Annotated in this window: 22 protein-coding genes and 1 riboswitch; of the genes, 8 read left to right on the top strand and 14 right to left on the bottom strand. The window is 47.9% G+C overall.

What is annotated here, in order from left to right:
• Positions 1-2: 2 nt before the first annotated feature.
• From MKY92_RS02980 to MKY92_RS02960, 5 genes are all read right to left on the bottom strand, one after another.
• The gene (locus tag MKY92_RS02980; protein ID WP_047840264.1) at positions 3-629 is read right to left on the bottom strand and encodes a cytochrome c oxidase subunit 3; all 627 of its coding nucleotides are present in this window, start codon (positions 627-629) and stop codon (positions 3-5) included.
• Positions 626-2,515, bottom strand: a complete 1,890-nt coding sequence (gene ctaD / locus MKY92_RS02975; RefSeq protein ID WP_047840265.1) for a cytochrome c oxidase subunit I — start codon at positions 2,513-2,515, stop codon at positions 626-628. The genes MKY92_RS02980 and ctaD overlap by 4 nt, the downstream gene beginning before the upstream one ends.
• A 32-nt stretch (positions 2,516-2,547) precedes the next feature.
• Positions 2,548-3,600: a cytochrome c oxidase subunit II gene (coxB, locus tag MKY92_RS02970; RefSeq protein ID WP_047840266.1), complete on the bottom strand. Its 1,053-nt coding sequence runs from the start codon at positions 3,598-3,600 to the stop codon at positions 2,548-2,550.
• Between the two features lie 564 nt (positions 3,601-4,164).
• Positions 4,165-4,926, bottom strand: coding sequence for a type I methionyl aminopeptidase (map, locus tag MKY92_RS02965; RefSeq protein ID WP_339299072.1), 762 nt, complete (start codon positions 4,924-4,926; stop codon positions 4,165-4,167).
• A 133-nt stretch (positions 4,927-5,059) separates the two neighbouring features.
• Positions 5,060-5,248, bottom strand: coding sequence for a hypothetical protein (locus MKY92_RS02960; protein WP_017690840.1), 189 nt, complete (start codon positions 5,246-5,248; stop codon positions 5,060-5,062).
• 399 nt (positions 5,249-5,647) lie between these two features.
• Here MKY92_RS02960 and MKY92_RS02955 point away from each other — a divergent pair, with 399 nt between their 5' ends.
• Positions 5,648-5,923: a transposase gene (locus MKY92_RS02955; protein ID WP_339299071.1), complete on the top strand. Its 276-nt coding sequence runs from the start codon at positions 5,648-5,650 to the stop codon at positions 5,921-5,923.
• Between the two features lie 112 nt (positions 5,924-6,035).
• On the opposite strand, the gene MKY92_RS02950 is transcribed toward MKY92_RS02955, so the two are convergent.
• Positions 6,036-7,265 (bottom strand): hypothetical protein, encoded by a 1,230-nt coding sequence (locus MKY92_RS02950; protein WP_339299070.1) that lies wholly within the window; start codon positions 7,263-7,265, stop codon positions 6,036-6,038.
• A 324-nt stretch (positions 7,266-7,589) separates the two neighbouring features.
• On the opposite strand from MKY92_RS02950, the gene MKY92_RS02945 reads away from it, so the two are divergent.
• Positions 7,590-7,928 (top strand): hypothetical protein, encoded by a 339-nt coding sequence (locus MKY92_RS02945; protein WP_339299068.1) that lies wholly within the window; start codon positions 7,590-7,592, stop codon positions 7,926-7,928.
• A gap of 282 nt (positions 7,929-8,210) precedes the next feature.
• Here the strand turns inward: MKY92_RS02945 and MKY92_RS02940 are convergent, their stop codons facing one another.
• Positions 8,211-9,572: a nucleobase:cation symporter-2 family protein gene (locus MKY92_RS02940; protein ID WP_339299067.1), complete on the bottom strand. Its 1,362-nt coding sequence runs from the start codon at positions 9,570-9,572 to the stop codon at positions 8,211-8,213.
• Position 9,573: 1 nt separating this feature from the next.
• Positions 9,574-10,161 (bottom strand): xanthine phosphoribosyltransferase, encoded by a 588-nt coding sequence (locus tag MKY92_RS02935; RefSeq protein ID WP_036613196.1) that lies wholly within the window; start codon positions 10,159-10,161, stop codon positions 9,574-9,576.
• Positions 10,162-10,218: 57 nt separating this feature from the next.
• On the opposite strand from MKY92_RS02935, the gene MKY92_RS02930 reads away from it, so the two are divergent.
• A complete protein-coding gene (locus MKY92_RS02930; protein WP_339299066.1) occupies positions 10,219-10,365 on the top strand; it encodes a hypothetical protein in 147 nt (48 codons plus the stop codon).
• A 94-nt stretch (positions 10,366-10,459) separates the two neighbouring features.
• Positions 10,460-10,559, bottom strand: a riboswitch (purine riboswitch).
• A gap of 271 nt (positions 10,560-10,830) precedes the next feature.
• Positions 10,831-11,325, top strand: coding sequence for a large conductance mechanosensitive channel protein MscL (gene mscL, locus MKY92_RS02925; RefSeq protein WP_339301662.1), 495 nt, complete (start codon positions 10,831-10,833; stop codon positions 11,323-11,325).
• Between the two features lie 244 nt (positions 11,326-11,569).
• Here mscL and MKY92_RS02920 read toward each other — a convergent pair whose 3' ends face one another.
• On the bottom strand, positions 11,570-11,872 hold the full coding sequence (locus MKY92_RS02920) for a hypothetical protein (protein ID WP_017690846.1): 303 nt from the start codon (positions 11,870-11,872) through the stop codon (positions 11,570-11,572).
• 79 nt (positions 11,873-11,951) lie between these two features.
• On the opposite strand from MKY92_RS02920, the gene MKY92_RS02915 reads away from it, so the two are divergent.
• Positions 11,952-12,644, top strand: coding sequence for an NUDIX domain-containing protein (locus MKY92_RS02915; RefSeq protein WP_339299065.1), 693 nt, complete (start codon positions 11,952-11,954; stop codon positions 12,642-12,644).
• Between the two features lie 265 nt (positions 12,645-12,909).
• Here MKY92_RS02915 and MKY92_RS02910 read toward each other — a convergent pair whose 3' ends face one another.
• Positions 12,910-13,716, bottom strand: coding sequence for a TrmB family transcriptional regulator (locus tag MKY92_RS02910; RefSeq protein WP_221825743.1), 807 nt, complete (start codon positions 13,714-13,716; stop codon positions 12,910-12,912).
• A gap of 73 nt (positions 13,717-13,789) precedes the next feature.
• Positions 13,790-14,605 carry a zinc ribbon domain-containing protein gene (locus MKY92_RS02905; protein ID WP_091038323.1) on the bottom strand — a complete coding sequence of 272 codons (816 nt, stop codon included), beginning with the start codon at positions 14,603-14,605 and terminating at the stop codon, positions 13,790-13,792.
• Between the two features lie 349 nt (positions 14,606-14,954).
• Between MKY92_RS02905 and MKY92_RS02900 the strand changes: the two genes are divergently transcribed.
• Positions 14,955-17,537, top strand: a complete 2,583-nt coding sequence (locus MKY92_RS02900) for a UvrD-helicase domain-containing protein (RefSeq protein WP_339299062.1) — start codon at positions 14,955-14,957, stop codon at positions 17,535-17,537.
• 246 nt (positions 17,538-17,783) lie between these two features.
• Entirely contained in the window at positions 17,784-18,152 is a 369-nt protein-coding gene (locus tag MKY92_RS02895; protein ID WP_339299061.1) for a hypothetical protein, read from the top strand.
• An 89-nt stretch (positions 18,153-18,241) separates the two neighbouring features.
• Here MKY92_RS02895 and MKY92_RS02890 read toward each other — a convergent pair whose 3' ends face one another.
• Positions 18,242-19,312, bottom strand: a complete 1,071-nt coding sequence (locus MKY92_RS02890) for a Gfo/Idh/MocA family oxidoreductase (RefSeq protein WP_339301660.1) — start codon at positions 19,310-19,312, stop codon at positions 18,242-18,244.
• Between the two features lie 47 nt (positions 19,313-19,359).
• Positions 19,360-19,836: a GNAT family N-acetyltransferase gene (locus MKY92_RS02885; protein WP_062837317.1), complete on the bottom strand. Its 477-nt coding sequence runs from the start codon at positions 19,834-19,836 to the stop codon at positions 19,360-19,362.
• Positions 19,837-20,096: 260 nt separating this feature from the next.
• Between MKY92_RS02885 and MKY92_RS02880 the strand changes: the two genes are divergently transcribed.
• The gene (locus MKY92_RS02880; RefSeq protein WP_339299060.1) at positions 20,097-21,155 is read left to right on the top strand and encodes a copper amine oxidase N-terminal domain-containing protein; all 1,059 of its coding nucleotides are present in this window, start codon (positions 20,097-20,099) and stop codon (positions 21,153-21,155) included.
• 627 nt (positions 21,156-21,782) lie between these two features.
• On the opposite strand, the gene MKY92_RS02875 is transcribed toward MKY92_RS02880, so the two are convergent.
• Positions 21,783-22,184: a RidA family protein gene (locus MKY92_RS02875; RefSeq protein ID WP_091038316.1), complete on the bottom strand. Its 402-nt coding sequence runs from the start codon at positions 22,182-22,184 to the stop codon at positions 21,783-21,785.
• Positions 22,185-22,404: the final 220 nt, after the last annotated feature.

Genomic DNA, 22,404 nt, shown 5'->3' with positions numbered 1-22,404 from the left:
TGTTACCCCACCTTTCCGAGCAGGTACACGACCGTAAAGATGAACACCCAGACCACGTCAATAAAGTGCCAGTACATTGCGGAGACGTATACTTTAGGTGCGGTTACGACCGTCAATCCTTTTTTGAACAGCTGACCGATAATGATTCCGATCCACACAATACCAAAAGCAACGTGGGCTCCGTGGAATCCGACCAGTGTATAGAATGCTGAACTGAATGCACTCGTGGTCATGCCAAATTCTTTATGTTTCACATACTCGTAGAACTCGTAAATTTCCAGTGCGAGAAATCCCATACCCAGTACTACCGTGATGCCAAGCCACAACGCCAGTGCATCTCGCTTGCCCTTATGCATGGCTTGAATCGCAAATACACTCGTCAAACTACTGACCAGGAGAATGAACGTTGCAGCGGCTACGAGTGGCAGGTGGAACAGTTCATTCGCCGTAGGTCCATCATTGGTTTGGCCACGAAGAGCCAGGAAGGTAGCAAAGAGTGTACCGAACAGTACCGTCTCGCCGCCAAGGAACAACCAGAAGGCGATAAGCTTGTTACGGCCTTCCAGCGTTGCTTTCTCCGGTTCATGCGGCAATTTGTCGTTCACCGGTTCGGCATGTGAGGTTGTCATGTTCTAGCCCCCTTCTCATCCTGATCCTCCGGTTCAATATGCCAGCCATGATCATCATAAAGTGAACGAAGTGCCATTGCACCAAATGTGATTACGAGACCAATAATAACTACAATATAATTGTTAAAAATGACGTTCATAAATGCATTACCAAATTCATCATTACTGAACATCAAGCCAAGTCCGGCGATAAAGATACCTACTGACATTACAAACGGCAACGGCGTTGCTGAAGGCATATGAATCGAACCTACAGGTTCTGCCGGTGTCATCTCCGTATGTCCTGCCATTTTTTCCTTCCAATATGCATCAATTCCGCGTACCAGCGGCGTCTGCTTGAAATTATATTCCGGCGGCGGAGATGGAATAGACCATTCCAGTGTACGGCCGTCTTCCCATGGATCGTTTGGCGCGCCAGCCGGTTTTCTCATTGTGATTACGATGTTCACGAGGAACATGATAACCCCAACACCCATTAGAAACGCACCGACGGAGCTGACCAGATTGAGCAGGTCAAAGTCCTGATTCGGCAAATATGTAACGATCCGGCGCTGCATCCCCATCAGACCGAGGAAATGCTGTACAAAGAACGTTAATTGGAAACCGATCATAAACGTCCAGAACGTCCATTTGCCCAGTGTTTCACTGAGAATACGTCCGAACATCTTCGGCCACCAGTAATGTAATCCTGAGAACAATCCAAGTACGAGTCCCCCTACAATAACGTAGTGGAAGTGGGCTACAACAAAGTACGTATCATGGAACTGGAAGTCTGCCGGAGCAGATGCCAGCATAACGCCTGTAACACCACCCATAACGAAGGTTGGGACGAATCCAACTGCGAACAGGTTTGCCGCGGTAAAGCGGATCTGTCCACCCCACATCGTAAAGAGCCAGTTAAAGATTTTGATCCCGGTAGGTACGGCAATCAACATCGTGGAGATGGAGAAAAGCGCGTTGGCTACATTACCCAGACCTGTTGTAAACATGTGATGCGCCCATACCATGAAGCCCAGGAAGGCAATCAGGATGGTGGCAAATACCATGGAGCTGTATCCGAACAACCGTTTACGCGAGAAGGTCGGGATAACCTCCGAGATAATACCAAATGCCGGCAAAATCAGAATGTATACTTCCGGGTGCCCGAAGATCCAGAAGATGTGCTGCCAGAGTACGGGATTACCGCCACCTGCGACATCGAAGAAATTCGCTCCCAGTATACGGTCAAACGTCAAAAGTACAAGCCCTACCGTGATGGCAGGAAAAGCAAAAAGGATAATGGCAGATGTAATAAATGTTGTCCATGTAAACATCGGCATCCGCATGTAGGACATGCCTGGAGCACGCATTGTAATAATCGTTGCGAGAAAGTTAATGCCCCCGATGAGCGTTCCCAGACCCGCGATCTGAAGGCCGATGGTGTAGAAATCCACACCATGCGTTCCACTGTACTCACTGCCCGAAAGCGGTGTATATGAGGTCCAGCCTGCATCCGGCGCTCCACCCATAACCCAGCTCAGGTTCAGCAGCAATCCACCAAACAGGAACGTCCAGAAACCCAGCGCGTTAAGAAACGGGAAAGCAACGTCCCGTGCCCCGATCTGCAAAGGCACGACAGCATTCATAATGGCAAAAATAAGTGGCATGACACCAAGGAAAATCATCGTTGTTCCATGCATTGTAATCAATTCGTTGAAGACCTGTGCCGATACAAAATCATTCATAGGCTTCATCAGTTGAATCCGAATCAAAATGGCTTCAATGCCGCCGATTCCAAAGAAAAATCCACCCGCAACCAAATAGAGAATGGCGATTTTTTTGTGATCGACGGTGGTGATCCAATCCATCAAGCCCCTGTACCTCTTGACGCTATGCGCATGAGCCAAGGTTGTGTACCCCCTTCTTCGTCCTTGCTGTTCTATTCATAGTCCAATTTGTAGTTGGCCAGATATTCGGCAATTCCGTCGATTTCTTCATCCGTCAACCCAAGATCTTTGGGATTCGGCATGGTATTGCCCGGCTTCACGGATTGTGGATCATGGAGCCATTCTTTCATGTTATCCAGTACCGGACTACCTTCTTCCTGTCCCTCGCGAGAATTCAGCAAAATGCCTGCGACAGATTCCTTGCCGCCTATTCCCGTCAGGTTAGGTGCAACCGGTCCACCTTGGTCACCAACAGCGTGGCAAGAAAGGCAGTTTGTTTTGAACTTTTCGGCCAATTGAGTATCTTCAGGAAGGACTGCGGGTGCTTTCATCTGGTTCACCCATCTGTCAAACGATTCCTGACTCACTGCTTTTACCTTAAACTCCATGAAAGCATGTGATCTGCCACATAACTCGGCACATTTACCGCGGTAAACGCCTTCATTCGGTGCAGAGAAACTGAACTTGTTAAGTGTTCCATCCGGGTTTGTGTCCATTTTGCCCGCAAGTGACGGCACCCAGAAGGAGTGAAGCACGTCAGCGGTTTTTAATTCGAATGCGATTTTGGTTCCGGTCGGGATGATGAGATCTTGAGCGGTGGTTACGTCATATTGAGGATAAGTGAATTCCCACCAGTACTGATGCGAGGTGACTTGGACCTTAAGTGCGTTTTTGTCATTGGACAGATCTTCGCCTTGGGCAAAAATCGTTTGGACCGTCGGTACTGCCAGAACAATAACCAGCAATAACGGAATGGCTGTCCATATTACTTCCAGCTTGAAATTACCTTCAACCTGTTCGGGCATCTCAGTCTGCCCGGCTCGTCTACGAAACCGGATCAGAACATAGGCCGCTATGGCAAATACAATGATGAGCACCACGATCATAATCGCGATGGATAACTTCATCAGATCATATTGGCCTTGCGCTACAGGACCCTGAGGTTTCATTACCGACAAGTCTTCCCGCCCGCATGCGGATAGCAGCAAAGAGAACACCGCCAGCAAGGGGAGAATTCGCTTTGCAACCTGCCACTGTTTCATCATTGATCTACCCCACTTTTTTACGTTTTCGTAGATTACCGTTGTCGTTCGGTAGAAAGGCAACAAAAGGTACGTTTCAGCACGATACGCATAATCCTCTTCATCATACAGAACGCTTCCAAAAATAACGCTTCCAGTACTCCCGTGATTTCCTGCTCAGGGCATGTCTGCGCATTCTTCCAATTCATTCTATATGCTTCAATCACTTATTAAATATAAGTTGAGGGTATGATTTTGTCAATCTTTGGACACATGTTCACAAATTGTTCACTTTATGTAAAAAACCGCTCTGCAACTTGATTTGCAAACGATTTCAGTCAAAAGTATTACACTCTACATTTGAAAATTTTTGCCAAATTTCGGTGATAAAACTCGATTTATTGGTGATTTTTCTCACATTGAAAACATGTGCTATTATGCAAAAAAAGATCAGAATTTATGGAAAACCTCTTCCATATCCATTCAGAAGACATGTCAATCGCTCCATACCGCTATCTTCAAGCTCAAAACAGCATGGAGCATGTCGGAGAAAGTTCAACTCAAGTCCTCTTCTTCACTGACTTCATCTCACGTGCCATCGGTCAGAATCAAGGGGCCATTCCCAGTAATCGCAACCGTATGCTCATACTGGACCCCCCAGCTGCCATCTACCGTCCTTACCGTCCATCCATCTTCATCCCACACAACGGCCCCGGAACTGCCTTTTGTAAAGATTGGTTCAATCGTAATAACCATGCCTTCTGTCAGCATCGTGCCCGTTCTGCGTTTGCCATAAGGCAACACATTTGGGGGTTCATGAATATATTGACCAATTCCATGACCAATGAGAGGCTTCACAATACCGTACCGATGCAACCTGGCTGTTCGTTCAATGGCACTTCCAATATCTCCGAGTGTATTTCCTGGAACTGCCTGGGCAATCGCCCGCTCAAGGGCCTTCTCCGTTCGTCTCATCAGCTTGCGAATGGATCTGCTTGTTTCACCAATTCCATATGTCCAGGCCGAGTCAGCAAGCCAGCCGTCTTTGTTCACCACCATATCGATGGTCACTGCATCCCCGCTCGCCAGCTCCTCTTCCCCAGGAAATCCGTGGCAGACCACTTCATTAACAGAGGCACATGTCGCGTACGGATATCCTTTGTACCCTTTTTGCTCCGGTGTGGCTCCTCGTGCTGCCAGAAACTCTTCCACCCGCTCATTAATCTCTGCTGTCGTGATACCGGGGATCATCCACTGCTCAATATGCTGGTGACAACTTCGCAAAATTCGTCCAGCTTCCCGCATGTAGCCAATCTCTTCTTTGGTTTTCAAAATAGGGTCCACATGCATTCATCCTTCCCGCTGTAGGTGTACTCCCATATATATGCAGCAGGAACGCAAAAAAAACCGCCTGCCGGAGCTTATCGCCCGGGAGACGGTTCTATTCATTATCGGAACAGTATAATCAGAGTTGTGTGTTGTTTCAGGACACGGAAGAATCCATCTTGACAAGCTCATGCTCAACCACAGAAGTCAATTCTTCCTCGTATCCACCCGTAATCCGGTATTTTCTCACGTACTCCTTCACGAATTTTTTTGGATCTTTAGGACGGAAAATCCGAGTCATTTCCCTCAAACTTTCTTTGACCTCATTGTGACCTTTCGTTGCCATTGTAATTCCCTCCCAAAACGTTGAAAGTGAATGCTCCGTTTAGAGAATGCCGAATAAGTCTTAAATGCCATCCATGAAGTTGTGTGCGCGGCTTAAAGCAAGCTTTAGGTCGGGAACCTCGCTAGAAAGCAAGTACCTGACACTATAAATACCCGATATGATTCGGAATGAATCATAATCTTATTGTAGCATATTCGGAAGTATCTTACGACTTGACGATTTCCTCTAATAAATATAACGGTTTTCATGCCCAAAAAGTTTAATTCCGAATCATATGTTATGAATGCCGCCATTCTATACGGAATTAATATATCCAGCATAACACTGAACTATTCGGGGGATATTATCACGGACAACCCATACAGTTAAATTACTGGTATCCAAAGGAGGCGTCGTCTCATGGACCGCAAAGAACAGGATATGCTGCCCCTTTCGCATGAAAAGGTGGAAGTAGACGGAGTTTACATTAACGAAGCCGGACGTGAGGAACATCTGCACCAGGGGCAACACTTCCCGGCTGACCCCGTTCTAGGCAAGTCAGAATGGAAACTGACCGAATATGCATTTGATAATCATCATGAAGGAAGAACCGATGAACGTTTGGTTCCCAAAGAAAACGACACCGATAAAAAAGGCAAGATCGACAGCCCACGCAGACAGTTTCAGGGTGGGTAATCTTGTTTGTTAAAGTATGCTGAATCACAAAAAAACAAGGGCAGAACAAGCCATAGTCGGCTGCTACTGCCCTTGTTTTCATTTAGATGATATCCATTAAAAAATTTGTAGATTAATTTCCTCTCAGATCACTCAGCAGAATTTTCTGGGATCTTTGCTCCAATAGACGAAACTCCTCGTTAATTCTTCGCTCTTTAGCAGCATCCGGCCGATACGCAGGAATCATAGCCCAATGCTCACGTATCAATTCGATGCGATTCTTCATTGGAGGATGGTAGCTACGGCTTCGAGTATCATTCATTTCCTGTATCCGCTGAATACGAAGGAGTTCTTGAGTTGGAACGGCAGAAATCCGTTTTCTAAACTCCTCATACAGCTCCTTGTTATATTGATAATCTGCCACCTGTTCAGCCGTATGTGCAAAAAGGCCTTCCATCTCGGACTTCAAAAATAGAGATAACACTGCCTCACTGCCAGCTGTCTCTGATGCTTCATTATCTGCGATGTAGAATACTCGCTGCATCTCATTCTGCATGCTCTTGATTAACAATGAATAGACACCGCCTATAACGGCAAATAACAATAAGCGTAGTATTATGAGTGGAAATACCACCCAATATAACAGACCGCTGTCTTGAGGATCAACGGTGTCAATCCAAGAATTCAGTACATGCTTGGCTCGCTCGACCAGTGAGCTGTTGGAAATGTTCGGATGTGCAAATTGGCTCATTTGGTGACTGATCGCGGCTATCTTCTCCTGTAAAGTCAGAGCTGCAAAAAAGGGAATGCCCAGGATAAGTGCTCTCTTTTTCCTTTTGAGATGCAGGTTATATGCGTTATATTCTTCGCTAATGATAACCATATCCACAGGTGGAACATTCAAGCGCTCCCCGATCTCGTCAATCATTCCATACAGTTCTGGATATTCGTCTCTAGTGATCACCCTGCCCGGAAGTCGCTTCCGATATGGCAATATAATTGTGATCCAGAGGAACAGCAACGCAATACCAAATATACCGAGCCATGTTGAATTGGTTGAAAAGAAAAATATTGCTACTCCTAAAATGGATAATGTTGACAGATGCACGGTTAGAGCAACCAAGTAGGTGTAAATCCTCTGTTTCGTAAAGGGAAGATCCCGATTGACGTTATACTTAAACTCCTCTAACAATCGGTCTGATGATCGTTCATCAGCATTCCCGTTTAACCCTTCATCTGTTCCTTGTCTTCTTTCATCTTCATAAACATTCCAATTACACTTCGCACACCACGCGCTGTACCCCGGATTCACTTCCATCTGGTGTGCACATTCCGGACAAATCTCTTGCTCTAAGTAATGCAAAATTTTCTTCCACTCCTCAACTACACTATGTAATGTCGAATTCCTGATAAGTTCGCTGTCCCCCTCCCGTTCAATTATAAATCCTATCTGGATAATTAAATTAATCGGAATTTTATGGAATATTTTGAATATGTAGAAAGTCTCAAATTGAATGTGTATATACGTACTTCAATTCTCAAATGAATCCATAGTCTCACGTTGTGTTTACCTAATTGAGTATCACCTTCTCTTTTGGTCCATCTGGAACATTCTCTGGTCAAACCGGTTCAGTTCTGTCCATCTCCTTCATAGCCTAGTAAAAAAGGTTAAAGGAGGCTGGACCGGATGTCCCCCATGAAATCGTCTAGCGGTCTGGATGAAAATATTGCCGGTATGCTCTGTTATCTATTTACCTTTGTAGGCGGGATTGTCTTTCTCGCGGTGGAGAAACGGAGTCGGTTTGTGTTATTTCATGCACTGCAATCCGTAGCCGTCTTTGGCATCATTATGGTTGGGCATGTATTATCGGCTTTTCTTCCATTGTTTGGGCCACTGGTGGCATCGCTGTTATCCCTGCTTGGTGTGGTGGTCTGGCTCATCATGGTGGTCACCAGCCTGCAGGGGAAATGGCTAAAGCTGCCTTGGGTTGGCGATTTCGCAGAGAAACAGATGCGTCATCTGTAACTTTAGGAAGACATGATACAAAAAAAGACGATCCATCCCCTTAAGAATGGGGTGTGGATCGTCTTTTGATTATATATCTGGCTTGAACAGATATTCGTTGTTTCGCATGTAAAAGTGACTTGTTCATGTGGTTGAACATTCACAGTATAAATGATGTATGCCATAAACCATTCATGCTGTATATCACGATGTATTAACCTGCTTAAATTTTTATGTTGTTAAAGTTAAATTCCAAACCGTTAACATAATAATCATGCTGGATTATAGGTCTAGTTCGGCTAATTAAGCTGACTTGCCTGTTTCTCCAAGGATGGCATCTGCCTGTTGTTCAGCCATTTGGGCGGCTGTTTCCTTGGTACCCAGACCGTTGAACAGCAGGTTCATGAAGATCGCCGTGAAACTGCCTGCAATGATACCATTACCGAGCATAATCTGAGCCCAAGCCGGTGCACCTGCGAACAACTCAGGCACAACGGTAACCCCAAGCCCCATACCTACAGAACAAGCGATGACAAACAGATTCTCATGTCGGTTCAGATCGACCTGACTGCCGATAATTCGAATGCCTGATGATACCACCATGCCAAACAAGGCCACCATGGCTCCGCCAAGCACTGCCCCTGGAACAAGCTGTGCGAGGGCTGCAATTTTGGGTACAAATCCAATGACTACCAGGATTCCACCAGCTACTACAATGACATCACGTGTCTTCACACGTGTCATCTGTACCAGTCCTACATTTTGCGAATACGTTGTATACGGGAATGAGTTGAAAATACCCCCTAATACAATAGCCAGACCTTCCGCACGATAACCACGGGCCAGATCCTTGGAGGACAAGTCCTTGTCCAGGATTTTGCCAAGAGCCATAAATACACCTGTGGACTCGGCCACGCTGACAATCGCCACCAGAATCATCGTCAGAATAGGGACAATCTCAAACGTCGGTCTGCCGAAGTAAAACGGTTGAACAACATGGAACCAACTTGCATCGCGAATAGGGGCAAAGTTCACTTCACCCATGAACCCTGCTGCCACCGTACCTGCCAGCAGACCAATCAGTACCGAGATGGAACGGATAAAACCTGTAGTGAATCGAGTCATTAAAATGATAAAGAGCAGCACCCCGAAACCGAGTAACAAGTTCACTCCACTGCCGAAATCTTCTGACCCCTGACCGCCGCCCAGATCGTGGAAAGCAACCGGAATCAAGGTTAAACCGATAATCGTAACCACCGAACCCGTAACCACTGGTGGAAAGAGCCGAATAAGCTTCCCAAAGATTCCGGAGAAGATCAATACGAACAGCCCTGAAGCGATGATCGCTCCGTAAATGGCAGATACTCCACTGTTCATCCCGATTAGGATCATCGGAGACACGGCCTGGAATGCACAACCAAGCATGACAGGCAGCCCTACGCCGAAATATTTATTTCCCCATACCTGAAGCAGTGTAGCCACACCACATGCGAGCAGGTCAATGGCAATGAGATAGGTTAGTTGTTCCTGTGTAAAACCCAATGCGTTACTAACGATCAATGGGACAACGACGGCTCCTGCATACATCGCAAGCACGTGCTGTAATCCTAGAGAGAAAGTTTTGATTGGATGCCGATGCCGCTGAAAAATACGTTCGCGTGCCATATTAGTTCGTGCCCTCCTCGTCCGCAAATGTAACCTGCCCATCCGACAGTGCCCCGATGCGAACCAGCGATTCCACACGGTATCCTGCTTCTTTCAGCAAGCGACCTCCCGGCTGGAATGCTTTTTCAATAACAATACCGATACCCACCACTTCGGCTCCAACCTGCTCCACAATGCGAGCCAGACCAAATGCTGCTTCACCATTCGCCAGAAAATCATCAATGATCAGCACACGATCACCAGGCTTCATGAATTTCTTGGCAACGGTAATTTCATTGGTCTCCTGCTTCGTGAAGGAGTAGACCTTCTCCACCAGAATGTCTTCTGTCAGTGTGAGCGACTTCTGCTTCCGAGCAAAGATCAGCGGCACGTTAAGCTCCAATGCAGTCATGATGCCCGGTGCGATCCCTGACGACTCAATTGTCAGCACACGTGTGATATTCTCACCTTCAAAGCGGCGAATGAATTCCTTGCCCACTTCCTTCATCAAAACCGGGTCCATCTGGTGGTTCAGGAATGAATCCACTTTGAGTACTTGCTCGGACAGGACAATGCCTTCCTGTCTTACCTTGTCTTTTAACAATTGCATTGTAATTCTTCCCCCTGAATGCCCTCCGCATAGTAGCTCACAAGCTCTTCCAATCGCATGGTAAAAAAGCAAAAAGCCCGCCTTTTCACACGCTGCGGAATAACCGGAGACGGGAAAGACGGACTTGTACATATATGGACAAGCCGTATGGATGCTGCAAGTGTGCTGGATGGACCGAATGACAAGATATCAATCCTGTTTTGAGAAACCTCAACAGTGTAATCGGAAACAGATAAAAACCACTTGAACCTGCTCTTCAGTCAAACTGCCTGAGAATGATCTCATGCCAACCATACAAACATTGCAGCATCTTTCCCGTAGTCCGATCATTCCGGTGATCGGGTAGAGACATGCAGGCCTATTCCTGCACATATACGAGTAACGGCATATTTAATTTTTTGGCTCCATGATTCGTTACAATGTATGATCGCGAACCTGAATATAAAAGGTTTAACATAACTGACAATGTTAGAAGTATACCGAATCGGCGCCATGAAATAAAGAAGTATTTTCATGGAAATTGCGGAAACTTGTCTTAATTTGCAAACAGGGGGTGATTGCAGCTTGTTTTTTAGGTACAATATGAGAACGGAAGCGCGTGTCCGAACGGAGATTGGTTGGAGCCGCGGCCTGTATACGAATTTATGGATCAAAGGAGATTGTGCAGACATGAAAGGCGTACTTAAAGAATTTAAGGAATTTGCCGTACGCGGCAACGTCATCGACCTAGCAGTCGGTGTTATTATCGGGGCTGCTTTTGGTAAAATCGTCACGTCCCTCGTGAATGATATCATCATGCCACCGGTGGGTAAACTGCTTGGAGGAGTAGATTTCAGTCAGAAAATTATCAATCTGGATTGGGATATGAAAACTGCCAGTGGGCAGGAAATCAAGACACTGGCCCAAGCCAACGAAGCTGGCGCAACCGTAATCGCTTACGGGCAGTTCATCAACGTAATGATTGATTTCATTATCGTTGCGTTCTGTATCTTCATGCTTGTGAAGGGCATCAACTATCTCAAAAGCAAAGAACACAAAAAGCCCGAGCCGCAAAAAACGACCAAGGCTTGCAAGTATTGCCTATCGGAAATTCCAGCCGCAGCTACCCGCTGCTCGCACTGTACTTCAGAGCTTGAAGCTGAAGGCACCGGCGCTCCGGCATAATCACGATAAACGTTTTAAAGACGCGCCGAGTTGAATTACGGATATAAATCCTGATGCGGGGGACAACCTCTTTACTTGCTAGGGTTTATGTATGAAAAGCTAGCCATATACGGGCTTCATTAACAATGGTTTCTTAGCTTAAAGATTTGAAGGTTCCACCGTAAAGGTGGGGCCTTTTTTGTGCCTATCATACATGTATTACATATGCTCCCCCATGAATTTCATTCGCGGCCATGCTCATGAATTAGAAACGGCGTGGCAGCAAATGCTCCAGGATCGACTTCAGATCTTTATCTTCTTTGTAAACTTCTTCCCCAGTATCAAGCTCTGTCACACGAATATATTCAAAGTTTGCCGAAGCATCCACTGGCTTGAACAACAATTGGGCCTCATCTTCCAAACGCACATTAAATCCCATATCCTTAAACATGCTGCTTAACTGACTGTTAGCCGGTTCCTGACCTTGCCCTACAAATATAAGTCCTCTAAGACTTTTACGTTCCTGAGGTTGCGGATAAATCACCTGAAAGTGTACAATGCATTCCATACGATGGTTCCCCTTTCGTTTAAAACATACTTTGTGAAATTTTGAACTTTAAAATCTGCTATATAAGGAGATACGTTTCATGACCCCAGAACGTTTCGACATTTATGACGATCAGCAAAATTGGATCGGCACTTCACTGCGCAGCGAGGTCCATGCCAAAGGATATTGGCACCGTTCATTCCACTGCTGGATTGTGCGTGACGAAGGCGAGCAACGACGGGTCCTTTTTCAGCGGCGGCGTGATATTAAGGATACCTTCCCCGGATGTTACGACATTACAGCAGCAGGCCATCTTACCGCAGGTGAACAACTGCAAGACGCCAGTCGTGAGCTGGAGGAAGAACTGGGTGTTTATACTCCATTCGAGGCACTAACCTATCTATTCACAGCTACACAGCAACTCCAAGGAGAGGTGCGTGGTGTCCCATTCATAGATCGGGAATTCAGTGCCGTCTATGGATTATGTCTGAACCAGCCGCTCGAAGCCTACGTTCTGCAGCCCAGCGAGGTGGATAGCCTGTATGAAGTGCCGCTGGATGATCTACTCGCTTTGTTTCGTAATGAGATCGACGTCATTCAAGCTACCGGAGTTCAGACTCAGCCATTGACATCACCGCCACATTCCATCGGTCATAAGGACCCATTAAGTGATCATACAGCTGATGATCCGGAACGTATCGTTCGCGAGATTCGGGCAGCAGAATTCGTGCCTCATGGCACAGCTTATTATACGGATGTGCTGGAAGCTCTTTATCACGTGCCCAAAGATTGATCACGTTACAATCTTGTTCAACCCGATCCAGTTCAATCGAATGTTCATAGCTTCATTTTCTCAAAAACAGCATAACTTCATACCTTTACTATCGACTTGACTGGGAACAGATGCTGTGACGAACATCACTGTCATATCTCAAACCAGCACAAACAGGCGTCTGCCTTCGGCAACGCCTGCTTTATGTACACACGTATTCGTTTCATCAATATAGGTACCTTTGTGCTGGCATGCTCCATCAGAGGTGAATTAGTCGCCGATCTGTCTAGCTCTGTTCACCCTCTCCTGAAGGAGAAGACCAATAACGCGCAGAGAGTTCTTCGTACCGGTGCCCATAGCGGGACTCCAGTTCCTCACCCATATCCTGTTCCAATTCGTACAACACCAGCTCTTGAGCAAAATGATTCAGCAGCAGTCCGGTCATTACCGGATGCTCCGTCACCACTGCCTGTGTGGCGCATGATTCCCCGCGCATGCCCAGCATGCACCAGCGGCGGTCCACCACCAGAGAGAATTTCCGACCATTACCTGTGCCGTACAAAGGCAGGCCCGGCAAAGGAACAGGCTGATCGAGCATGCCTTCGCCACCATCACACGACCATAACAACCGCACACCGCGAGCTTCAGCCTGCTGTAAGTCATTACGTAACAGTTCCGCCTCTTCACGCCAGACGTCTACGACAATCTCATGCTGAGCCTCAGCCAACTCACGGCTCAGATTCTCAAACACATTTTTGTCCCCTTCGACGTTATAGAAGACAGGTTTCTCCGGTTCACTTTTAGGCATGCTGCTCTGGACATAATCCAGCGAGGTACGCATTTGATCAGAGATCATGCGTGTCATCTCCTCCGGCTTCAGCACACTATACTTCGCCGGTTCCCCCGGACTACACCGCAAGAATCCACGCTGTTCCAGCCGTTGCAGGGTCGCATATACATTGGAACGGGACACGCCAAGCCGCTTCGCAACCTCATAGCCTGAGGCTGATCCCTGACGAGCGAGTTCCACCATAATTTTAGATTCCATCTCGGTAAACCCAAGATGACGCAAATGATGCAGCAGTTGGTCCATATTCCCGTCCCCCCATGCTGTCAGCAACCCGCACTGCCTCACAATGATGCAGCAGTGCTTCTACTGCATCAGATCAGATCTGTTCGGCACCACAACGCGGGCACCACTTCGACCCTTTGGGCAGCTCGGCTGCACAAATCTGACAATTCACCATTTCGCGTGACACTTCGGTCTGTACGTCCACCGTATTCACGATCGGGTTGTTTTCTTTCCAGTAGCGGATGCGTTCGTCCAGTTCCTGCTGACGCTCACGTTCCCGTTGCATCTCTTCATCTCTGCGACGTTCCCACTCCGCATCGAACGCTTCCTTTTCTTCCTGGGTAAATTCCGTACTGTTATATTCCGATTCCGTTTCCAGATCCGCTATGGACGGAATGACCGTATGATACGGTTCATCTTCCTCCAATTCCAACTCAGGTGGCGCATCGTAGAAGTCTGGCTCTGGAGTTTGGGTCTGAGCTACAGCTGCCTCCTGTCTCGCGGCTGTGGTGGCTCCTGCGACTCCTGCAGCTCCTACTGTAGGTGCTGGTGTCTTGAGTTCACCCAACTTGCGTCCGCATTTAGGGCAAAAGTTGGCATCCAGAGAAGCGACGTGTCCACACTCGCACAACCGTTCGTTCTTGAGTTGTGCAATCTTGTTGCGCAGACCATCAATCTCGTCCTGCAATTCGTCGCAGAGCTGCGACAGATCCACCATTTCTTTTTCCGCACGCGTCATATCCTGTGCCCGATAACCCTCATAGAAGATGCGACCCATATCTGTAAAATGGACTTCCTGTTCCTGTTGCAAGCCCACAATCTGGTTGTTCAATTTCCCAATCTCAACGGCGTGCTGGGCACGCTCTGTTGCTTTGTTCGCTCCGTCTTTGATGCGCTGAAGCAGTTTCATGACCATTCCTCCTCTGTCCCGTCAAAACCAATATTATCATTTCTATTTAGTAGTAAATTAGCATATTACATCCTTCATGCAAAATGCTCAGGCATATAACTTATACGAAATCATGCCAAAAAGTTGCGTAATCTCGTGCAGGTGCCCGTTTTATACCGATACTGGATGAAATCGGGGGCTTTCGTCAAGACCATACGTTCGGGTATAATGAAGCTTTGACCATACTTAACCGCCTGATTAGGCGACTAACTCTATCATACCAATTTACAATGCGATTGTGAAAAGGGCAAATGGTTTACTTTTAGCCGGGATAGTCCTATCCCTGAATGCATACAGAGGTGGATGAAACATGTTAAGTCCGAACTCAACGTTCTACCCCCGTCCGCTCGGGGTTACCCCGGCGGCGTCCCTGCCCCAGTCCCCGTCTGCTCCGCTGGAGACCAGTCGACAACTCGTGGGCAATGATCAACAGGATGCCTTTTATTTTCGCTCGCTGGAAGAGGCAGGCATCAAGTTAAACGCACCACAAATCTCGGCAGTCCGTCACGGCAGAGGACCCATTCTGACGCTCGCCGGAGCCGGCTGTGGCAAAACAACTGTGCTGGCTGCAAGAGCCGGTTACCTCATAGAGGTCAGCGGCGTACATGCAGGCAGTATCCTGCTGGTGACGTTCACCAACAAGGCCGCCACCGAGATGAAAGACCGGATCGCCGCATTGCCAGGTATACGCCCGGCAGCCGCGAGAGCCGTACAGGCTCGCACCTTCCACTCTTTTGCGCTGACATTATTGCGTCATTACGGTGTGCAGGAAGAGATCTTTGGCGAGTCGCGAGCCCAGCATACGGTGCTGAAGATGCTTCTTCGCCAAAATGGCATGAGTGAAGCCTTCCAGCCCGAAAGTCTGCTGGCCATGCTGTCCGCATGGAAGATGCAAGGATCGGAAACAATCGATCTGCCTGAGAAATCGCAGGAAGAACGCGATGCCAAGCGCGTTCTTCTTGGTTACGAAGCCTGGAAGCAGGATCGCGGCAAAATGGATTTTGATGATATTTTACTGCGGGCAGCCGCGCTGCTTCGTGACCCTGCTGTTCTGGGGCCGCTTCAGAAGCGTTTCCAGTACATTATGGTGGATGAGTTCCAGGATACCAATCATCTGCAATATGAGATTGTACAAAAACTGGCTTCCGCCCACCGCAACCTGATGGTTGTGGGAGACGATGACCAGACGATCTATACCTTTAATGGCGCACGCCAGGAATCGATTTTGGAATTCGATAAAGTATACCCAGGTGCACGCATCGTGACGCTGGATATTAATTATCGCAGTGATGCACGCATTCTGGGACTCGGAAGTGAACTGGTCGCCCGCAATAAACGCAGACGTGACAAACGGCTGCGTGCCGCTGGAAACCGCGGCGATGCGCCCCGTTTCGCTACCCCCTCCAATGCGGAGGAAGAAGCGGCATGGGTCGTAAACCAGCTGTGTCAACAGGTTGAAGAAGGGCAACACACCTATCGTGACATTGCAATTCTTCATCGGACAGCCAGCAGCAGCCGGGCTGTATTTGAGCAGCTTGTGTTGAAAGATGTGCCTTTTGTACAGCATGGTGCTTCTCCGGTCTTTTATGACCAGTCTCTCATCAGACCCCTGATGGATCATCTGCGTCTGTCCCTTGATCCACGTGCTATGGATGCTCTCCCCAGTGCATTGGGACCGCTCTACGTATCACGTGATGCGGGTCTGGAGTGGATTCAGCGCTGTGAACAACAACAGGCGAAGAAATATCCGCTCATCCATCTGGTGAAATGGGACAAGCTGAAACCGTTCCAGCAGGAACAGGTCAAGGAACGCATCAAGCTGATCAAATCACTGCACAAACTGAAGCCCATCATTGCCATTCAGGAGATGCGCAGACAGTTCTACGACAAGTATATGGAAAGTGGTGATCCCAGCATCTTCACCCATTATAAGGAAACGATGCTGGAAACCCTGGATGAATTCGAAGCTGCCGTCAAAAAATTCGAAACCGTGGAAGAGTTCATCCAATTCGCGGATGAACTCTCCCGCAGACACCGTGAGATGGAATCTCTGCGCCGTGCACAGGACAGTGACGCGGTACAGCTGATGACGATTCACCGGGCCAAAGGATTGGAGTTCCCTTGTGTGTACTGGATTGGAGCCAGTGAAGGCATTGTGCCGCACAGTACAGCACTTCGTCAGGATATTCCTGAGGATCAGAAAGCTGCGCTTGCTATGCAGCAGACAGATGCCGAACTGGACATGGCGCTGGAGGAAGAACGCAGGCTCGCCTACGTTGCCATCACACGGGCCAAGCAGTACTTGTATGTCACCTCACCGGCGAGCCATCACGGAAAACCAGCGGATGTGTCCCGTTTCCTGCTTGAAGCCTTCGGCATGGAAGTTCCGGACAAACGCAAACCTCGTGAGGAGAGCCGGACGAGCAGTCAGACTTCATATGGTAAAGGTAATGGACAGTACGCCCGCTCGTCCGGCTCAGGTGCCCGTTCCGAAGGTCGGCATGTGGCCCAGCGCCGTGCCATCAGCCACGGTGACCGTCGGGACTTCGAAGTCCACAACGAACGTGACGAGGATCGCTTCGGTGAACGGCGTGGCAGTGGGGAGATTCGCAATCATAAGGCATTCAGCACCACAGGTGTGAGTCCGACAGCTGCGAGTTCCTCCAGTTCACATTCGCACACTTCAGGTTCAGGTAATGCTGAGCGTACGGAGACCGTTGCGGTCTGGAAGTGCAGTTCATCCACCTGTAAAGCGTGGTTAAGACAGAAGCCAGCTGTACCTTCTAAAGCAACTAAGAAAGCATCATCGGGTCCTCCCGCCTGTCCCCTGTGTTCAGGATCGATGGAGGCCGGTACCCGCCAGGTTCCCGTAACGGGGAGATTGGGGAAATAACTCAAAGGAAGAGGTCCCTTATGGAGTTAGCGATGAACCGTCTCTCGTGTCAGTCAGTATTACAGTAGATGGAATTGATTTTTTTGAACAAAGTCGATTAGAAGGAAAAGGTAATGGCTGGTCATATGTGACTGAACATGTGGATGAGTAAATAACATACGAGCATAGTAGCTCGTTTCAGGGCGCTTTTTGCTGTTTATTAACAGTAGAAGCGTCTTTTTTCCATTTCAGAATGGGGGTTGGATTATGCAGGACGACAAACAACATCTGTATGTATCGGTAACTCATAATCTTATTGAGCAAACAAAGAACGAATCTACACCCTTTGAGGTGTTGGTGGATGACGAACAGTTGGGCCGATTGAAAGATCTGATGAAGGTGCTGGAGGAGGACGATGCCTATACATTGCAACGGGCACCGGTACCCTACAAATCAGCAGACCACGATGAGGCAACAGAGCAATTTTCGGATGGTATGACCTTGCTGTATACCTTTCTGTATGACCACGGCACGCCGGATACCCGGCAGGCAATTGAAAGCATGAACGTGCTTCCAAGGCTGCAGGATACGGATTATGATGACCCTGGGTACGAAAATTCACCGTTGAACAAATGACTGATGCCAAAAAGCATGCGTAACCGCAGATCACGCGGAAGACGCATGCTTTTTAATATGATGAAGGACAACGGCCACGTAAAATGGACTCAATCCAGACGAATCTCTTGCCCTTTCTCAGCGGATTCGTAGATTCCGCACAACATGCGCGTGGAAGCCACGCCATCTGCAATTGGGCTGATCGGCTCTGTGCCGTTCAGGCAGCAGTCCACAAAGTGGTCAATCTGGTTCTGGAATGCACTATGAATATGGAGACCCGTATTGTCCGTCTGGGGTTCAATATTCAGGATGGTATTATTCTTCTCCGTGACGATCAGTGTCTCCGGCTCCAGTTCGAACCCACCACGCTCGCCGTATAATTTCACCGAAGATTCATCTCCGCGTGCATGCAGGGTAAAGCTCACATCCACCGCCAGCGAAGCCCCGTTCTCAAACCGAATAAGTGCATTCGCCATATCTTCCACGTCATTCACAGCTGCGCTGTAGTCGGCTGCTTTGTAAAAAGAAAGATGTTCGATATGGGCACGATTGCCCAACTTCCGATACGTATTACCACTGACCGAAACAGGTTTCGGCTTGCCCATGAGGTACCAACACTGGTCAATAATATGTACGCCGAGATCAATCAGGGGGCCTCCGCCGGAACGGCTTTTATCAGCAAACCAACCGCCTGGATTGCCATGACGCCGCAGAATGGAAGCTTTGGCATAATACAGTTCACCAAACTCCCCGGCATCAATGAATCTGCGCATCATCTGCATATTGTTATCATACCGCCGCACAAATCCAACGATAAAGGTACGTCCGCTCCTCTTCACCGCTTCTTCAATCCGGAGCGCATCTTCCACATTGGTTGCGACCGGTTTCTCCAGCAACACATGCTTACCTGCCTCCAGTGCAGCAATGGCAAATTCGGCATGTGTATTATTCCAGGTACAGATACTGACAGCATCCACATGCGGGTCCTCCAGCATCTCCCGATAATCGGTGTACACGGATTGAGCATCGTACTTCTGCGCAGCAGCCTTAGCCCGTTCTTCGTTCAGATCGCAGATGGCATAGATGACGGCATCCTCGTTTTTGGCATAACACCTCATATGAAGATCCGAGATTGATCCTGTACCAATCATTCCGATGTGCAACATTTGTTTCGTGCTCATCATCGTCCTCCCTTCCTTTTCCACAACTTCCAGAACATCATTATCGTCTAGTCTGCCCGCAGCATGCCTTCGTAAATACCCGGCGTTGAATTTTCAATCTTCACGGCACCCAGCGTCCTGGCATAGAAATCCACAGGTCCCGCTGATCCGATAATCGCATACCCATAACCGTCCGCCTTCATCGCATGCATACAGGCCAGTAACAAGGCTGTACCTACACCTTTGCCCCGTGCATCCTGGCTCACACCTGTTGGTCCGAAGAAGTTGCGACATGTCGCTTCGTAACAGGCAAATCCAATCATTTTCCCATGCTCAACCGCAATATAACAAGACACCGGCTGACGCGCAAAAGCGACCTCACATTCATCCACCCAAGCCTGACTAAAATGTGACCTCACCCAATCCAGTACAAGCTGTTTTTCTGGGGCAATGGCTCTACGAATCACAATGGAGGATTCCTCCAGTGTTCTCAGTCCACTCTCTTGCTCCGGCAAACGATAGAGCGCTACCAACATATCACTCATCTAATCCGTTCCTCCTCGTAATTGAATGTGAAATAGGACTATGGTTTGGCCACTACCTGAAATTAACCTGATCCTGCTGCGGATAACCTGCAATACAAGCGATATTTCTAATTTTAAATAACCTACCGCTTACGTTCATTGCATTTCAACTGCAACACTTAGACCATTTGTCCCGTCTATTAACTTGAAGCGCGGCCCTAAAGAAGATTTTACCGCGACAGTACACAGATTAGAAGGGATGAATATTGATGAACAACAACATGAAAAAAGTAAGTGCACTGATGGCTCTATCCATGGCATTGGGTGGCGGAGCCGCTTATGCAGCAACACTGGACAAAACACAACCAGTCCATCAAACATCCGTTTCAGCAGATAGTAACGCAGTGAGTGTAGTAAACGTATCCGTGAATGGTGCATCCATCTCTGATGGTTATTGGAACAAGGATGGCAAAGTAGCCATGATCCCGCTGCGCGATCTTACCGACGCACTGGGTATTGAACTGGAATGGAATAAAGAAACCAAAACTGCAGAGCTGACTCGTGGCGCTCTCTGGACACAGGTAATCACAGGCAAGGATCAATATTCTGTGAATAAAATGCTGCTCACACTGGGCACAGCGCCCGAAATCACAGGCGGCAAATTGTATGTACCGGCATCTTTTGCTGAGAAAGCACTGCATGGACAAGTGAACACAACAGGAAATCAGGTGACGATCTCCAGTGAAGAGGACGTGAAGACGGTTACTGAACGTGGTGTAATTACCAGAATCTCGAACCAAGATAAATATAAGTCTATCCAGATTGGCGGTGCAGGTACGGATGGTATTGTGCTCAATCTTAGCGATGAGACGAAATTCATCTCAGTTGAGGGGAAAGAGATTGCACTGACTGATCTGGCCATTGGCATGAACGTGGAAGCTGAGCATTCCCTGATCACTACTCGCAGTCTGCCACCACAAACGCCAACCTATACAGTTACTGTACTGGATACGGCTACAGCATCTGAGGCACAGCCTAAAGAGCTTCTGGGTACAGCGGGTACAATTGAAAATGTAACAACAGCTGAAGGCAGCATCTCACAGATTGAGATCACAGGTACACGGTTAACAGAAACAGCTCCTGACCATGTCGTGCTGAACATCGACAAAGACACACTGATCGTGAACCACGAAGGTGAAACGGTAAAAGCTGAAGAACTGACCAAAGGCACTAAAGTCATTGGGTTCTACAGCCCTGTGTTGACACGTAGCCTGCCTCCAATCGGAACGGCTTGGAAAGTGGTTGTTGAAGCACCTGCAACAGAGCTGGAAGCGAAATAATACGGTTGGAAAAACGTCTGGCTGAAACACATGTTATATGTTGTTGCAGACGACCGTGTGCATCGCTAGCACGGGGTCATGAGTGTGGAGCATCATAATGACCAGCCATTCGCATGTAGCTCCTGGCGCGCGGTGTAATGAGTTTGGCGCATCAAGAGCTCAGCCGTGCGCCAGGCGGCGAAATTAGTTCAAAACAACCTTATCCGCTTGTCTTCTGACAGGCACGGGTAAGGTTATTTTTTTGGGTTTGTTGGTTTTGGTTTTGGTTTTGGTTTTAGTTTTTTAGAGCGTGTCTACAAACTGCTTCAAACCAAAGCGTACCTGAAACTTGTCCAGAGCAGACACGTGCGATGTGCGCTGCATACGAAATAGGTTGCATACTGAATGTGAGAGCAAGTGGCGTTAACACTAACGAATCTGAGGCGTCTTATTCAAGGCTTTGAAGCGTCCGCAGAAATCTAAGGAATCTGAGACAATTTATATCAGAATAAACAGATGTTTACAGTATTTTTATCAGAGGAATTCGAGAAATAACATGTCTGGTGTTCTTTACATTTTAAAAAGAGGACCTGATGGCCAAATAAGACGTCCTATGTTCCTTAGATATCTTCCGGATAACCGTCAGAATCAATCGGCTTGGACTTCATCTTCAACAATCGCTTCCACTTCAATCTCAACCATCAACAAGGGATCAATGAGTGCGCTAACTTCAACCATGGTAGCTACAGGCTGGATCTGTCCAAAAAATTCACCGTGCGCCTTGCCAACTTCCTCCCATCTGGAGATATCGGTCACAAACATCCGGGTTCTCACCACATGCGACATATCAGCCCCCAGTTCTTTCAGTGCATTCTCGATCGTCTGCAAAACGAACCTTGTCTGTGCATACGGATCACCTGCCCCAACAACTACACCATCTTGCATCGCGGTTGTACCCGCCACTTCAATTCGGTTACCCACACGGATAGCACGGCAATATCCCACCAACGGTTCCCATGGGGAGCCGGTAAATACCTGCTGTCTACTCATTCTCTCGTCCCTCGCTTTGGTTGTATTTATCTATAATGCATGCCTTAATTATATCAGCCCATTCGAATCCCGAACAAAAAATTAAAACTTAAGCTGGTGGTTCTTCTTCTTCGCACATATTTGATATACCAAAATTCGATGTACACAAAAAAAGTCCCAGGAAGGGCACCATCTGTTCAACAAATGATGCGCTTCCTGGGACCTGTTCATAACGAGATAG

The organism is Paenibacillus sp. FSL R5-0623, from assembly GCF_037974265.1.
Classification (GTDB): Bacteria; Bacillota; Bacilli; order Paenibacillales; family Paenibacillaceae; genus Paenibacillus.
This window is presented reverse-complemented; position numbering and strand designations above follow the sequence as displayed.